12 protein-coding genes are annotated in these 16,314 nt (G+C 58.4%); 3 read left to right on the top strand and 9 right to left on the bottom strand.

Annotated features, from left to right (window positions below; genetic code table 11):
- Positions 1 to 2 precede the first annotated feature (2 nt).
- Positions 3 to 2,345, bottom strand: coding sequence for a reprolysin-like metallopeptidase (locus tag ACORQU_RS10915; RefSeq protein WP_491641203.1), 2,343 nt, complete (start codon positions 2,343 to 2,345; stop codon positions 3 to 5).
- Between the two features lie 212 nt (positions 2,346 to 2,557).
- Between ACORQU_RS10915 and ACORQU_RS10910 the strand changes: the two genes are divergently transcribed.
- The 3 genes from ACORQU_RS10910 to ACORQU_RS10900 all read left to right on the top strand — a co-directional run bounded on the left by ACORQU_RS10910 (position 2,558) and on the right by ACORQU_RS10900 (position 6,897).
- Complete coding sequence (locus ACORQU_RS10910; protein ID WP_491641202.1) at positions 2,558 to 3,511, top strand: glycosyltransferase family 2 protein; 954 nt, start codon at positions 2,558 to 2,560, stop codon at positions 3,509 to 3,511.
- Between the two features lie 586 nt (positions 3,512 to 4,097).
- The gene (locus tag ACORQU_RS10905) at positions 4,098 to 6,065 is read left to right on the top strand and encodes a hypothetical protein (protein ID WP_491641201.1); all 1,968 of its coding nucleotides are present in this window, start codon (positions 4,098 to 4,100) and stop codon (positions 6,063 to 6,065) included.
- 526 nt (positions 6,066 to 6,591) lie between these two features.
- Positions 6,592 to 6,897: an integrase core domain-containing protein gene (locus ACORQU_RS10900; RefSeq protein WP_491641200.1), complete on the top strand. Its 306-nt coding sequence runs from the start codon at positions 6,592 to 6,594 to the stop codon at positions 6,895 to 6,897.
- Positions 6,898 to 7,016: 119 nt separating this feature from the next.
- On the opposite strand, the gene ACORQU_RS10895 is transcribed toward ACORQU_RS10900, so the two are convergent.
- The 8 genes from ACORQU_RS10895 to ACORQU_RS10860 all read right to left on the bottom strand — a co-directional run bounded on the left by ACORQU_RS10895 (position 7,017) and on the right by ACORQU_RS10860 (position 16,312).
- Entirely contained in the window at positions 7,017 to 7,958 is a 942-nt protein-coding gene (locus tag ACORQU_RS10895; RefSeq protein ID WP_491641199.1) for a methyltransferase domain-containing protein, read from the bottom strand.
- Positions 7,870 to 8,475 (bottom strand): D-glycero-alpha-D-manno-heptose-1,7-bisphosphate 7-phosphatase, encoded by a 606-nt coding sequence (locus ACORQU_RS10890; protein ID WP_491641198.1) that lies wholly within the window; start codon positions 8,473 to 8,475, stop codon positions 7,870 to 7,872. Before ACORQU_RS10890 ends, ACORQU_RS10895 begins: the two co-directional genes overlap by 89 nt.
- 26 nt (positions 8,476 to 8,501) lie before the next feature.
- Positions 8,502 to 9,200: a nucleotidyltransferase family protein gene (locus ACORQU_RS10885; RefSeq protein ID WP_491641197.1), complete on the bottom strand. Its 699-nt coding sequence runs from the start codon at positions 9,198 to 9,200 to the stop codon at positions 8,502 to 8,504.
- Positions 9,190 to 9,777: a D-sedoheptulose-7-phosphate isomerase gene (locus tag ACORQU_RS10880; RefSeq protein ID WP_491641196.1), complete on the bottom strand. Its 588-nt coding sequence runs from the start codon at positions 9,775 to 9,777 to the stop codon at positions 9,190 to 9,192. Before ACORQU_RS10880 ends, ACORQU_RS10885 begins: the two co-directional genes overlap by 11 nt.
- On the bottom strand, positions 9,774 to 10,709 hold the full coding sequence (locus tag ACORQU_RS10875; protein ID WP_491641195.1) for a GHMP family kinase ATP-binding protein: 936 nt from the start codon (positions 10,707 to 10,709) through the stop codon (positions 9,774 to 9,776). The genes ACORQU_RS10880 and ACORQU_RS10875 overlap by 4 nt, the downstream gene beginning before the upstream one ends.
- An 89-nt stretch (positions 10,710 to 10,798) precedes the next feature.
- Positions 10,799 to 14,176 (bottom strand): glycosyltransferase, encoded by a 3,378-nt coding sequence (locus ACORQU_RS10870; protein WP_491641194.1) that lies wholly within the window; start codon positions 14,174 to 14,176, stop codon positions 10,799 to 10,801.
- Entirely contained in the window at positions 14,173 to 15,528 is a 1,356-nt protein-coding gene (locus ACORQU_RS10865) for an ABC transporter ATP-binding protein (RefSeq protein ID WP_491641193.1), read from the bottom strand. The genes ACORQU_RS10870 and ACORQU_RS10865 overlap by 4 nt, the downstream gene beginning before the upstream one ends.
- A complete protein-coding gene (locus tag ACORQU_RS10860; RefSeq protein ID WP_491641192.1) occupies positions 15,518 to 16,312 on the bottom strand; it encodes an ABC transporter permease in 795 nt (264 codons plus the stop codon). Before ACORQU_RS10860 ends, ACORQU_RS10865 begins: the two co-directional genes overlap by 11 nt.
- Positions 16,313 to 16,314 lie beyond the last annotated feature (2 nt).

Raw genomic sequence — 16,314 nt, 5'->3', positions numbered from 1 at the left:
TATTAAGGGACGATCTGCCAGCTCAGGTCACTGACACTCGTGATGGCTTGCTCCGTCGTTGAGCTACCGCTCTTCCATAAGGACATCGTCCCATTGGATGAGTGGCGCCACAAAATGTCCGACATACCATCACCATCGAAATCGCCTACCTTCGCCACTCGCCAGGCGGAGTCAACCACGCGCGTTACAGTCTGGGAGGCGGTGGAAATGCCGGATAACCAGATCGAATTCTGACCGGTCCTGCTTTCGCGCCAAAGCACGTCCGAATGCCCGTCTCCATTGAAGTCACCGACACCGACAATTTTCCAGTTCAAATTCGCCACGCTTGCCAAAGCGCCGCTATTTCCAACGTCTCCACCATACCAGACCGTGTTAGCACCCGTGGAGAGATTGCGCCATAGGATATCGGACTTCCCGTTGGCATCGAAATCACCAATTCCCGCAACAATCCAGCTTGTACCCGCCACGGCAGTCAGTGTGTATCGGGTCGAAGAGTTACCCGATCTCCAGACCGAGTTGGCACCTGTCGAAGTGTTCCTCCAGAGGATGTCAGCGCGGCCATCGCCGTCAAAGTCACCTACCCCTGCAACACTCCAGTGCAAATCGCTAATCGACGACACCGTAAGGGGTGTTGCCGAGTTGGCAGATCTCCAAATGGTGTTCGCACCGCTGGCCATGTTGCGCCAGAGAATATCCGCGGCTCCATCACCATCGAAGTCCGCAGTTGCAACGATGGCCCAACTCGTGTTTGGCACTGCGATGAACGGATGTCTGACGGCCGAGTTCGCACTCAGCCAGATGATGTCCTCACCAGATCGACGGTTACGCCAGACAAGGTCGCTGATGCCATCACCATTGAAATCAGAAGGTGCAGGCTGCCGCCCGTAGGGCACCACCGCTGCCCTGAATTGGCTCACGAACGGGATCGTGAGGCCCAAGCTGCGGGCGTTGTCCGCCTCATTGGCAATACCGCAGGCGTAGCCGCCGCACAAGGTGATATTAGGGTTTGAGAAAACGTTGTAACTGGTCTGCCCACTGTCTCCATAGGACATGACGGTGTAGAAGTTGCCGTTCGACGCGGACGACTTGTAGCCGTAGGAGTACGGGTAGCGACCTTGGCCGTCGGAGTTGTCGACATCGTGCGCCGAGCCCATGTTGTGGGCGGTCTCGTGCGCCAGCGTGTGATCCTCGCAGTAATAGACGTAACCATCGCCGATATCGTCTTCGCCGTCACTGACGACAGAAAACCCATAATCGTCATCGAGAGACGGCACGATGTTGACGCCGCCGGCGCCATTGAGCCATGCGATGCCGCATCCGTTGTTGGTCGGCTTATCGAAGGCACGAACGAGCGTGACCAGATCCGCGCCGTAGGTCTCCCGGGCCGCCAGCAGCGGCTGCAGCGCCACTGGGACCGTCACTGACGCTCCGCTCTCATCGCGCCCGGTCAAGGCTTGCAGCGCATCGCCGTTGTCGGTATTGTCCGGATAGGTCACCTGTGTCGTGGACACCAGACGCAGCGCTCCGGAAACCTTGCTGTTCGTCAGGGCCTGATTGGCGACACTCACCAGATACGCAATCCGCGTCCTAGCTGCCGATTGTCCCCCCATGGCTGCGGCAAAACCATTGGTATAGCCGACGGCAAGGTCGATGGTGTTGGCCGAGTTGGTCGATGCCGATGCAACCTGTGCGGAGGACGCCTGACGTTTGGCGGCCTCGGATGCACTGGTCACGAAGGCGCGGTCGGCTGCGGAGAGAGCCCGCCCGGCAGGCGCTGTCAGCGCATCGGTGCCTGAATGGGGCGTCGCGGGCCGATAGACACCCGGGTTGACCTGCATCGCGTACACCTGCCCACCGCGGGTCGTGAGATTCAGGCTGCTTCCATCTGGCTGCGGAATCGATCCGAAGACCGCTTGGTCACCAAAGGTGATAATTGCCTCACGGCCGACGTCCCCGCCCTCCACACGCCCGATCCAGGTCCAATCCCCGTCCGGGCTCTCGGTGTGGCGTTCATAACGCACAGAGATCGGCGTTCCATCCGGCGCCGTCAGCGCCAGCTCCCCACCCACGACTGCAGCGATGGCGTGCCGTTCGCTGAGAGAGACCGGATACAGGGTGTAGCCACGCGTGCGGATCGCAGGCGCTGCTTTCTGATAACGCATCAGTTGCCCAGTGTCGGCCATCCCCGCGATGGATCCTGCCGACGGGCGCTGGCTCGCGAGCACTTGCCCAGAATGCTGAGTCGCGACGGGAAGTGCTCCGAACCAAGGCGTCGTGGCCTCTTCCTTCGAACTGCACGCCGCCAAAAGCGCTACCGATAGTAGCCCAGTGATGTTCCGCTTCATTCTTTGATCCCCATTTAAATGCATGCCGACCTTGGCAATTCCACACCAGGCATTGTCAGCTTATCGGCCCGGTTGGCGACATCTTAAGGCCTTGCCAAGACGCGGGCACCGCCCGCCTGGGACATCACTCGCGTACGGTCCGCTCCATGGGACCACTCAACCCTGAACTCGTCCATAATAGGGCGCTTCCCGTTCCACGATCCTATCGCTGCATGAAGCTGATCATCCAGATCCCCTGCCTGAATGAATCGGGCACTCTCCACGTTGCCCTGGGCGCCCTACCCCGCCACGTCCAAGGGTTCGATACCGTGGAATGGCTGATCGTCGATGACGGGTCGACGGATGACACCGCTCAGATCGCCCAACGTCTGGGCGTCGACCATGTCGTGCGCCACACGGTGAACCGAGGCCTAGCGACAGCCTTCATGACTGGCCTGTCGGCCTGTCTGGCGCTTGGCGCCGACGTCATCGTCAACACGGATGCCGACAACCAGTACGAGGGTCAGGACATCCCGTTGCTGACAGCGCCGATCCTGCGGCGGGAAGCGGACATGGTGATCGGGTCGCGCCCCATCGACCAGACCGAGCACTTCTCGTGGATCAAGAAGCGACTCCAGCGCCTCGGCAGCTGGGCCGTACGCGTCGCCAGCAAGACCGACGTCAGCGATGCGCCCAGCGGATTCCGGGCGATCTCGCGCGAGACAGCGCAGCGCCTGAATGTTTTCAACACCTATACCTATACGCTTGAGACGATCATCCAAGCCGGGCTGAGCAACCTGCGTGTCCTGTCGGTGCCGATCCGCACCAATGGCGACCTGCGTCCCTCAAGGCTGGTCAAGAGCATTCCCAGCTACGTCCGTCGGTCTTTGATCACCATCTTCCGCGTCTTTGTGACCTACAAGCCGCTGAGCTTTTTCTTCTGGGCTAGTGCGCTGACCTGCGTCCCGGGCCTGCTGATCGGCGCAAGGTTCCTGTACCACTTCCTGACAGGCGGAGGTGACGGACACATCCAGTCCCTGATCCTCGCATCGCTGCTGCTGACAGTCGCCGTCCTGTTCGCCATGATTGGTTTACTGGCTGATCTAATCTCCAATAATCGTAAGCTGCTCGAACGAATCATGGCCGCCCTTCTGGAGTCCAGCCAGAAGGGCGGAGATGATAAATAATTGGAATGAGAAAGTCTTTCTTCAAGAAAATATAGAATTGACCAATCTGAACTTTTTTAGAAGAGCGAACCATCCCCTTTATCCAATTAGACAGGACCGATTCGGATCAGTTGAAATTGGCGCCTCAGGCAGGACAACCCATAGATAAACTGAATACCACTCCAAATACAGGATCCTCCCCGCTAAGCACTGTGACAAGAAGGTCTGATCCCATGCGTGGCACGCGGCCAGATGAGATGGAGCGAGGTCTTCGACAATAGCAAGCGCATCGATGGAAGTGATGTGAGCCGTCAACCTTCGACATAACTCTCAGCGTCTACACTAGCCCTGCACTGACCGATGTTTTGACCATCGATGGCAGCGGAGTTGCGGACGCCCATCCCGCCATAGAAATCAGTCCACACGTACTCTAACAAGAAGCAACCAGACGTGCGGCGGCAGACCATTAAGGAAGCGCAAAGCGAAACGGTCGACCATTCCTGAGCAGCAAGTCCTCAGCAACCAACCGCTGACAACGCTTCAACGCAACGAAAATAGATGATCCGAAGGGCCCGCGCCCGAAAGGAGATTAAAGGACCACTCCCAGATGAGTCGAATTATCGCAAGACGAACCTATACGCTCGCCATGGGCGCCTGTCTCCTTGTTTTGCTGTTTATGACGATCAGCAAAATCGCCGTGCGTCCACCTTCATTTGACGGCGGTATGAATCTGCAAGTTTCACATTCACTTGCTGAGGGCCATGGACTCCGCCGGACCTACGGTGAGAGGGATCCGTTCCCAAGCGAAATACAGACACACGCCCCCTTCACCATCGTAGGTGCTGCCGCCTATGGATTTTTTGGAATGGGGATAGTGCAGTCCGAGTTGGCCAACCTCTTATATCTGGTGCTGTTGCTGTGCGTGGTCTTTATACTGATCGAACGCGCCTCCGGATCGGTCGCTCTCGCCGTGACAGCGACGACATTTCTTCTCTGCACGCCCGGCATAGTCCGATTTGGATCGGGCGGCTACGGAGAAATTCCCGCCCTCTTCTGGACGGTTTCATCACTGTTATTACTTGGGGAAAAATCTTCCAAAGCGCACATTTGGTCCGCGGGGATTTTGATTGGCTTGGGATTGACCACCAAGACTGCAACGATCATCGCCAGTGCCGTCTTTCTTGCCGGATTTACATTTTTTAACTTGACGGATAAAAAGCTTACGCTCCGTAAGCGGCTCATTAACATCGGCGTTCTCGCTGTCGGCTTTGCAACGCCACTGGTCACTATCGAAATCTGGCGATTAATCTCTTTACATGGCATAACAAATTATTTGAACTGGTGGACGGACCAAGCGACGTCGATCAGCATGCAAGCGGGCACCACTAAGGGGTTCAGCGATACGAACGGGCTATTTTCCAAAGCCAGCGCACACATAGATCGCCTAGCCGCCATGTTTTCACTTCCGGCTTGGCTCGTCTATTGCTGGATATTGTCACCATGCCTATTAGCTGCCTTCGTCCTGCACCGCAGCCAGGATAGAAAGTCATCATTTCAGTTTTGCATGATCGCCGTAGCCGCTGCGCTTTATTTCATTTGGTGGATCGGCATCACGCCGACGCAAAAGGCCTGGCATCGTCGAATTTTAGACGGCGCATTACTACTCAACCTATCATGGACGTATCTCACGGCCATCCTCCTTCGCACGCGCAATGGTCGCAAGCTCAATGTATTGTCTTCAATGCCGGTCTGGGCGTTCGTTGGCCTTTTATTTGCGATCTTTTTCAACTTTGCTCAGGTCAGGATTAGGAAGGCGAGCGCGCCGCGCGTTGATGCCAGCGAACTACGCTTGGCAGTCGACGTACTCAAGTCACTCCCGCGAGAAAGCAAGATCTATGGAATCGGGTGGAGTTCGGCGCCCGTCGTCTCGCTTCTCTCGGAGAGGGCGCTCCTCGACATTAACGACGTCCCGATCGGATTGATAGACAGTCGCCAAAAATCGTTTCTCGTGGTCGACTCAGCCACACCTCAAAGCGCCTACATGTCGGGGCTCTTAGCCACCTATGAGTCCAAGGCGCTACTGCCAAGTGGACATATTCCCCAAATTTACGAGGTCAAATTTTCCAAGCCGATTCCCTTCAGTAGTGGCGCGCCCACTGCACCTGCGTCCGTCTACCTGAAAGATGCAAACCCAAATTCCGTGCGAGGAATGAGCGGCGTCGAAAACGGCGGGCGCTGGATGACCAGCGACGCCTTCATGCTAATCGACGCCAACCCGGAGGCGACAGAACTCGTCCTTGATCTGTATATTATCTCCCTCAACCGCTACACCAATCCGGCGCCTAAAATCTTCGCATCCCTCAACGGTTGCAAACTGGCAGAAGCAGAGGCGCTGCACGAAGGGGATAATACTGTGACTTTCTCCATTCCGGCTAAATGTCGAGTCACCGCTGAGCAACCGGCGACATTGAGACTCTATTCCAACAGCGTGATCGAGAGCCCCATTACCAAAGACGACAGGTCACTGTTCTCGGTATTGAAAAGAGTGCAGCTCACTAAACAAAAGGCCGATTAGGCCTCGCCGCCTGCAACGACGAAAGGCCGCGCAGGCGTCACCGATGATTCCGCCCCCTCTCCTGTCCTTCGATCCGGCCAGGAGTAGGAGGTTCGGCGACACTCGGGCCCCAAGGAGGCCCGTCGCCGTAAAGAGGTCTGAGTTCACCGAAGCGCAGATCGCGTTTGCGCCGAACCTGGCCGAAAGGAATTGCGCGGGGTAAGGCGCCGCCATGCGCAGCGCAAAACGCTCCTCGGGCCATCAGATAGATTATTACCGCGTTGGGGTGCGCCTTGCCTGCGATGTGTTCAGGTAGAATCGCTCGGCGTGGTAGCTGCGGCTGAAAGCGGCCGACGCCGCCCAAAGCTGCAGACGCCGCCTGTAATGCACCATGCTGCTAGCACTCAACTGGGTTGAGACATCGAATGCGCGGCCGATGCTCTGTGCGATGGAGCCCGTTTTGGGCGCCCACGATCGTGAGCAACTTCATTGAAGATGAGCCTGGCATCGAAGTCCGCCAGCACCTTGAGGTGAGGAAGTGGTGGTGATGATGGAGCGTCCAGGCCACCGGCGCGAACGTGCCGTAACCCGTCAGACCGACAACGGCAGCGAATTCCTCTCAATCGCGATGGATCGCTGGGGTACAACCATAGCGGGCCATGGAGTATTGCCGTTTGGGCAAGCCCACCGACGGTGCCTTCCTCGAATCGTTCAACGGCAGTTTCAGGACGGGTGCCTCAATACCCACTGGTTCCTATCGTTCAAGAACGCCCTTCCCAGGACCGAAGACTGGAGTGTCGATTACAATCGATTCCGGACGCACTCACCTATCGGCGACGCCCCGCCTGCCTAGTTCGCCGCCCGATTCAGCTCTCAACCCAAGGCCAAATTTCCCAGGTCCGCTCGGGTGTTGTATCGAGAGGAGTCACTGCTGAAAAGAATCTTTCAGGGCCTACTTCTTTCCAGGGAACGTCAGCGATAAGCCCGCGCGCTCTCGAGTCCAAGCAAGAACATTACATTACCCATCTTCGGATCGGTTAGCAGCTCGCGATTGGCCGGCACTGCAGTCCAAATTCGGTCCGCGACGGGCCCGGCCGAGATCACTCCCGCAAGTGGCCGCTCCACCACAAATGCCCAGGTCTTCCCAGGGATTTCGTGGACATTGAAACCGGCCGGTTCGAATACCCGCCTCGCCGCGCTAACAGACCAGCATGTGACATGGCCGCGGCGATACGGATCTAGATAACCGGGATCCTCGTTGCGCACGTAGGCGGTCAATCCAGTGTTGAAAACATATAGCGCGCCTTCGGCCGAGGTCAGTCTCATCGAATTAGCCAGATCAGACGCCATTGCTGGTGTGAGGTGTTCGAGAACCTCTACGCAGACGCCGCATTCAAAGCTCATATCGACGTCCCCCAGCGCGGAGACGATATAATTGGGGTTGTTACTGCGCTCGTCAGGCTTGGGGGGAAATTTTTCAACCCCGAAAAAGTGGCCCGCTCTCGCTGGAAGATAGGCAGCCAGCGCATCAAGCAAGTATCCCGGACCTGTGCCGATGTCCACAAAACGCTTCACCGGTATCCGGCAATAGAGGAGCGCCTCTGCCACACGTGCCAGCGAAGACCCATAAGCCCGGTCTTTAGCAGCCGCCAACTCAGCGGCCCAGTATTCTTCGTCATATACACGAGGAACGACGCCAGCGTCCATCGCATCAAGCAGGGCTGGATGAGCAAAGATGAAATCGCAGTTCCGGCACTCAAAATACGAAACCTGATCCACGTCGCGATAGTGCGTGGCCGTATCACCACACAACGCGCAAAGATGACTAGCTCCGGCCGGTGTAAGCATTCCGGTGTTGCCTGACGACGCCGATCGCGTCGAAGACGGATTGGACTCTTCGGAGATGAACTGCATCAGACGCCTCATCCTTTCCGATCAGAATGTTGGTCCTCAGACCCGCAGCCAAGCCTGCTAGGGCGTCGGAGATTTTGTCACCTATCAGCATAGACGAAGTAATGTCCAGAGGTAGTTCACGGGCTGCGGTGAGCAACATCCCCGGTGCAGGCTTGCGGCAGCCGCACAACGTTGTCAACGCCCCGCTGCCCGCCACGGGGTGATGCGGGCAATAATAAGTTGCGGCCAGCGGCACATCCCGGGCTGCGAATTCGGAGTGTACCCAGGCGGTATAGTCGAGCAACTGCTGCTCCGTGTAGTAGCCTCGTGCAATTCCCGCCTGATTCGTGACCACGACAAGCAGGCAGCCCGACGCTACGGCGACGCGGCAAAGATCGAAAATCCCGGGCACCCAGACCGTGGCCTTAGCGGTATGCACGTAGCCATTGTCTTCATTGATGATGCCGTCCCGATCCAGAAACAGCGCGGTCCGCGATGTGTCAGTCGCATCGAGTATTTGCTTGAGGCTGGGATCCAAGTAGCGGCCAGGGGCACAAATCGGTGTCATACGGCTCGGAACAGCGTTTGCGCGCGCGCGAAGTCCTCGGGAATGCCAATGTCGATGAATCCACCGGTTTCGGTGAACGCTGCTACCTGGCTTTGCTGCGCCTGTGGCACGAGGAAATCCGCCTCGAAGGAAAATTTCCGGCTCTCAGGGAGGCGAGACAGCGCACTAGTCCCAAGATAGTAACTGCCCGCATTGATCCAGCCATGGCCTGCCCCCCCCTTCTCGCAAAACGCCACCACTTTGCCGTCGTCGATCTCGACGGCGCCGTAGCGACCAACATCGGCGACTTCGGCCAGCGCCAGACCCAGGCCGACCCCCGCTGCGTAGGTGGCTCTTTCTAGCCCGTCTAGGGAATAGCGCAGGAAGGTGTCGCCATTGATGACATGGACGCCGTCACCCAGAAGTCGCGAGACCGCGTTGCGCACTGCGCCGCCTGTTCCTAACGGCTCATCTTCGATCACGTAAATGATCTCGAGCCCCTTCCATGAGGCACCAATAGTCGATTCGACGAGCGGAGCCTTGTAGCCGGTCGCAAGAATAACGCGCCGGAGCTGACTCTCCGAGAGTGCATCGAGCAACCACGCGAGGAACGGCCGGCCGGCCACAGGCGCTAATGGCTTTGGCACATCGCTGACCACTGGGCGAAGGCGGGTGCCCATACCTCCCACCAATATAATTGCTTCGTCAGCTGGCATCTTTTGGAAACATTTGGCTTTCAATCAACGCACACAACAGGTGCCCGACGAATTCATGACCCTCCTGGATACGGGGAGTCTCATCCGAGGGGATCCGGAAGCAGATCCGGCAGCGTTCAAGCATGTCGCCCCCGGCATTTCCCGTGAATCCGATCACGTGTACCCCGCGGGCATCGCTGGCCTCGATTGCGCGCATGATGTTTTTTGAGCGCCCCGACGTCGAAATGGCGATGAACACGTCGCCTTCCTGACCGAGTGCTTCGATCTGCCGGGCGAAGGTATAGTCGTACCCGTAATCGTTACCGATCGCCGTAAGGATCGACGTATCCGTCGTTAGCGCAATAGCCGGCAACCCAGGGCGGTCGTAATAGAAACGACTCACCAGTTCGCCGGCCCAGTGCTGGGCATCGGCGGCGCTGCCGCCATTGCCGGCGAACAGGATTTTTCGGCCGGACTGCAAAGCCGAAACACATAGATCGACCGCATCGCCGATCTGCTTGCGCAGCGCGGAGTCGTCAGCCATTGCTCTGAAGTTCGCCAGTGTCTTGTCGAACTCGGACTGTACGAACCGGCTCATCCCAGTTTCCACGAGCTTGCTCCCTGATCAGTAAAATGTGTATCGAATACCGTGCCCCCGGCGCCCGCCAGTGCGCGCACCAGCCCAACACGGTGGGCCGGGTCGCACAAAAACATCATGAACCCCCCGCCGCCGGCGCCTGACACCTTGGTCGCTAACGCGCCATGCTGCATCGCCAATGCTTCGATCTCATCAATCATGGGATTGGAGATGCTACTCGCGCTCTGCTTCTTCGCTTCCCAACCGGATTGCATGACCGCTGCTAGCCGCACGAAATCGCCGCGCAGCAGGGCCTCTTTCATCTGGGTCGCCTCAACCTTCAAGCGGTGCATTGCGTCAAGCGAATCGGAGCGTCCTTCGCGAATATTCCGCGACTGCTCATCAATGATCTTGGCCGATGCGCGAGAGACGCCCGTGAAGTAGAGCACCAGCCCAGCCTCGAGTTCGGACCAAATCCAGCTCTTGATACGCAGGGGGTTCACGATGACGCGATCCCCTGCGTAAAACTCCATAAAATTGAAACCACCAAAGGCGGCTGCGTATTGGTCCTGCTTGCCGCCAGACAGGCCCAGGTCGTGGCGCTCGATCCGGTACGCCAGCTGGGCGATCTCGTATTCACCAAGAGGTAGCGCGAAATACTCGGCGAATGCGGTGACCAGAGCCACAACCATGGTCGAAGACGAGCCCAGACCCGAGCCCGGCGGAGCATCGGAATGAGCGCGAATCCGGATCGCCGGGCGCTCGCCGCCGAGGAAATCCTCGCAGACACGCAGGTACACGCCTTTCATCAGCTGAAGCGGACCCGGCGAGGGGGAAACCTCGGCCGGAATGGTTTGCTCGATGACGTCAGCGTCCTGAGCGTGGAATTCCACCCTCGCGTCCGGTGAAAGATCAAGAGTCGCATACGCGAACTTGTCGATGGTGACGTTCATGACGAAACCACCGTACTGATCGCAGAACGGGGATACATCTGTACCACCACCTGCCAAGCCCAGCCTGAGCGGCGCGCGTGAACGGACAATCATGCGCCTCCCCCCAAAAATGCCGACTCCAGGGTACTACCGAGCGCCTCACGCGAAAAGCGCGTGCGGCAATAGCGTGCCGCCGCGCGCGACTGGGCGATCCACCCCTCATCGCCATCTATCAGCGCCACCAGTGCAGAGGCGATCTGCTGCGGATCATCGGAAACAACCGCCACCTCAGACAGTGCCGCCAAGCCCTGCGCGCCAATCTCTGTGGTAACCAGCGGCACGCCTTGCTGCATCGCCTCCACCACCTTGCCCTTGACACCCGCCCCAAAACGGAGTGGCACCACGGCGACGCGAGCATTCGCGTAACGTCGTGTCAGATCCTCATCACTGACATATCCGGTAACCTCAACGCGCTCCCCAGCAAGTACCTGAACGGCCTGAGTCGGATTGGAGCCGACAAGCGAAAGGGTTACGCCCGGGCGGCTGGCCCACACGATAGGCATGATTGTCTGCACCAACCACTGCGCCGCATCCACGTTGGGGCTGTGGGCGAAGCCGGCAACGAAGATGATTCCACTGCGTCCAGCGATCTCCGCAGCTTCATTGAAGGTATCAAAGGCATAGGGAAGGATCGCGCGCGCATCCACTTCCGGCGCCAGCCTGCGCACGTCCTCGGCCTCTTCCTGCGAGGGGTACAGCACCAGATCGACCGCATTCCAAATTCGCCGTTCCAGCTGCTCCATCGCTCGCGCATCCGCATCACCGGTGCCGCTTCGCTTAGCCTCCATGTCCATGCGGCGGAAATGCAGGTCATGACCATAGTAGATGGCGCGCACATGCGAATGGCTCTGCACGGCTTCTATGTAGTGCTCGGCGATGTGCGGCCGCGAGAGCATGACGGTTTCGACATGGCGATTATCTTGCAAATATCGAGCGAAGCCACCGACCCATTGGTGCCCATACATCACTTCAACGCCGCGCGCCTGCAGTGCGGGCGTGTAGTCAGGATCATAGTAAAGATTGTCAGCCCAGAACTTAACGATCCAGCCCCGTGCTAGCAGTGCGTCGATGAAAACAGCCATCGTGCGTGATCCTGCGTCACGGTCGGGCTGCGGCACGTAATGATCGACGATCATCACTGTGGGCTGCTGCCACGCGCGATCACGTGCCCGCACCACGTGCTCTCCGTTGGGCTCGTGCGTCTCGATAACTGCTTGCCAGCGTTCGAGCAGCTTCTTCTGGTTGGCTACCTGGTAGGACTTGATGCCACTGCCGGTGTCAGTGCCGTGCGAGATGCCTTCGTAGTGCACGACCTCGGAGGTCGGGCAGTAATAGACCTGTAGGCCGGCCTTGCGAACACGAAACGCAAGATCTGAATCCTCGCAGTATGCAGGAACAAAAATCGGGTCAAATCCGCCCAACTCGCGTAACAGCTTAGTCGGTATCAGCAGGCTGGCGCCGCTGCAGTAATCGACTCGCCTGAGATAGTTGTATTGGCTCGCGGAAGGATTGTCCAAACGTCCATAGTTCCACGCAGAACCATCTCTCCAGATGATGCCACCTGCTTCTTGCAGCCTGCCATCCGGATACACCAACTTGGAACCCACCATGCCGCAGTCGGGCATGCGTTGGAATACGTCCAGCATGGCGTCCATCCAGCCCGCGCGGACCTCGGTGTCGTTGTTCAGGAAATACGTGTATTCACCGCGTGCCAGCTCCAGCGCCTGATTGCAGGAGAGGAGAAACCCCAGATTCTTAGGGTTGCTGTGAAAGCGCAAGCCCGGGACCGAGGCCAGCAGATCGATCTGCTGATCGCCGGAGGCATCCTCCAGCACCAGCACTTCAAACGTTGCGACAGGTGGATGGTCAGCAATCGAGCGTAGGCAGGCCAGGGTATGCGGCAGGTTGCCGTAGGTCGGAATGACAATGCTGACCTTCGGCAACTCAGACACAGGGAAGGAAAGCGATCTAAGAACCTCCGTGGGATCTTCGACTACCGTTGGCAGCGTCAACCCAGTGGGCGGCATGACCGTAGCCTCGTTGCGGCGAAGCAGCCAGTTACGCAACGGACGCGCTAGCGGAGCCAGAACCGGGTGCTGAGCGAGCCCAGTACCGCGGAGGGACCCAATGATTGCAGGCAAGTCACCACGTGCAATTCTTGAGGCAAAACGAATCGGGCGTGTGATGCGCCACGATTTGGATTCCAGGATCTGAAAGAGCGTGTCGTTCAGGCTATCCAGCTGAGTATCATAGTCCGCGATGAGGCGGCGCACCTCAGACACAGAGATGCCGGTCTCGTCACGGTAACCGGCAAGTGTCGGCAACCCAACGCGGCGTTGCAGTTCACGACTCTGCGTCGCGCGCTGGGCAATGGCCGCACGCGCATCTTCCAGCTGCTTGCGCAAATCCGCAGCTTGCGCGTCTTTTTCCAGTTTGAGTGCTGACACTTCCAGCTGAAGCTGTTCGATCTGTGCGCGCATCGAACTGAAGGCCTCGCGACCGCCAGCTTCCTCAACGATCTGGTTCAGTTCCAGCGCCCAACGGGTGCGCTCTTCGTATTCGCCAGCGAGGCGGCTGTAGTTGACACGCGTCCCTTCCAACTCGACTTCAAGCGAGCGGGCCCACGCAATGGCACGCTCAAGTTCGCCATCCAGGCCCTGCGCCCAACGCGCGATGTCGTGATGGCGGGCATACAGATCCTCTGCCTCGGTATACAGAATCGATGCTGGCATGTCGGACAGCACGGCCGCACTGGCTGCAGCAACAATCACGACGTAAACTGCGTCGGGAATACTGGCAGAGCGCGCTTCGACGTCGGCGCCGGTATCAGTCAGCGCCTGATATTCGGGCTGATGCTGTGCCTCGTCCAGCGATGTGATCGCAGAACAGACCGCCATCCTCTGCCCGAACAGACGGGATGCCGGGAAATGACGTGAGACAAGATCCTGGAACTCCGCGACGTGGAGTTCTTTGACGTGGAACTCGTTGTGATAGCCCGCGCGATCGGAGTAAACCTCCTTGTTTGGCGATGACATCACCAGCAGGCCAGTCGGACGCAGGACACGCCGGATTTCGAGGATCATCTCTTCCTGCTCAAGCAGGTGTTCGATTGTCTCGAAAGACACCACGACATCCACACTCGCATCTCCGAGCGGAATCGCAGCAGCCGAACCCTGCAGGTAGCGAAGGTTCTCCAGATGCTGGTAGCACTCCGCCGCGTGCGCGACCGCGTGGTCAGAGATATCCACCCCGCACACCGAGCGTGCGCGCGAGGCGAGCATGGCGCTTCCGTAGCCCTCACCACTGGCGATATCGAGGACGTCCTTTCCGTCGACCAGCTGCAAGCACCATGCATAGCGATGCAGATGTTCCTGCCGGATGACCCCTTGCTCGGTGGGTACAAAGCGCTCCCCGGTGAACTCGATCATTGCGCCTCCTTGGAAATCTCGATGGCCAGCATCGGGAGACCGAGCAGGCCGAAGCGCATCGTTTCATCCATGGCGCGGAACTCGAGCGCATCGTGGATCCAGTGCTGCTGTGTATGATCATGCTGATCGCCTGAGGCGACAGCGGAGTCGACCATATAGGAACCAGAAGGCATGACAGGCATGCGGAACGTGAAGGACGCCACCACGGTCTCGCCGGCCTTTCCGCAAATAGGCGCGTCCTTGTGGGCGAAATAACTGTTATCGCCAAACAGCCGCTGGCCAAGTCGGTCTTTCACGTAGAAGCCAACGATCAGATTGTCTACGTCCTGTTCCAGCAGCACGCGGATCTTCAGCTGTACGAGTTCGCCTCCTTCCAGCATCGGCAGCCGATTGCCATCGACATCGGCCAAATGGACATCAGTGATCCTCGCACCCTGCGCACCGAATTCTTGGCCGACGTTGTCGGGATCAAATTCGAAAGTAGCGATGCGGTTAACCACTCCCGCCTCGCGCAGCGCCGATTGGCGGAAGTCCGCAGCGCCAGCATCAGCACGGCGCGGGGACTTGCGAGTGACCAGTATCTTGTCGTCACCAACTTCACGGCGACCGACCACGTGCTGTTCGGTCATGTACGCCTCGACCACCTCCTGCGAAGTACCGGACAGGCGCATGCGACCGTTCTGTAGCCAAACAGCGCTCTCGCACAGATTGGTGACAGCGGCAGCATCATGGCTTACGAAAAGCAAAGTACCGTTCTTTTGGAACTGGCGCAGGAAGCGCATGCACTTTTGAGAAAAAAACGCATCGCCGACCGCAAGTGCCTCATCGATGATGAGGATGTCCGCATCGACATGCGCAATCACCGCGAACGCCAGTCGCACCGACATGCCGCTGGAGTAGCTGCGCACCGGCTGGTCGATGAATTCGCCAATGTCGGCGAAGGCCAGGATGCTGTCCAGGCGCTGCTCGATCTGCGCGCGCGACAGACCCAGGATGGTCGCGTTGAGGTAGATGTTCTCGCGGCCAGTGAATTCCGGATTGAAGCCGCTGCCTAGCTCCAGTAACGCGGCCACCCGTCCTTTCACTGCGATGCTGCCTTCGGTCGGGTTCAAGGTGCCGGCGATCATCTGCAAGAGGGTCGACTTGCCCGAACCGTTACGGCCGACGATGCCAACCGTCTGCCCGCGCCGGATCGAAAAACTCACATCGCGCAGCGCCCAGAAATCCCTGTAGAAGGACTTGCGCTTGCCCGCGAGCGCCTGCCACAGGCGATGCGAGGGCCTTTCGTACATGTGGTACGACTTACCAACGCCCTTGACCTCGATCACGGTCTCGGCCACTTCAGAGGACATCGGCAAATCCCACGCGCAGCTTATTGAACATGCGATGGCCGACGAGAGCGACCATGTAGGCGATCAGCGTGTACAGGAGCAAGCCGGTCCAATTCGGCAGGCGGCCCCAAATCACCACTTCGCGCACCTGGTTGATGATGAAGGTCAGCGGATTGAGCTCGAAAACGATGCGGTAGCTGGCTGGGACCGACTCGACCGGAATGATCGCAGAGGAAAGAAACAGCATCGCCGCCGCGATCACGCCGGCGACCTGGCCGATGTCGCGCAGGTACACGCCCAAGGCCGAGATAATCCAGCCGATACCGACGGTCAGAATGACCAGCGGCAGCACGACCACGGGCAGCAAAACAGCAGTGAGATGGATACTGCCCTTAACGCACAAGGATAGGAGCAACAGCACCAGCATGTTCATAAACAAATGAAACAGGGCCGATAGCGTCATGCTCCACACCAGGATATCCAGAGGGAATACCACGCGTTTGACGTAGCTGGTGTTACTGACGATCAACTGTGGCGCACGGGTAAAGCACTCGGCGAAGAAGCCGTGCACGGTGAGGCCCGCGAATAGGATCAGCGCGAAATCAGTGGTGGATCCGGTCGATCCGGGCCAGCGCCCCTTCATAATGAAGCCGAAGGCCATGGTGTAGACCAGCAGCATCAGGAATGGGCTGATCAGTGACCACAGCAGACCAAAGCTGGCACCGCGATAACGTCCGAGGATTTCACGCTGGGTCAATTCGAAGGTAAGCGAACGGTGCTTCCCGAAGACCGAAAGAATGCTCATGC

Source organism: Pseudoxanthomonas sp. JC1303 (genome assembly GCF_058448525.1).
This window is presented reverse-complemented; position numbering and strand designations above follow the sequence as displayed.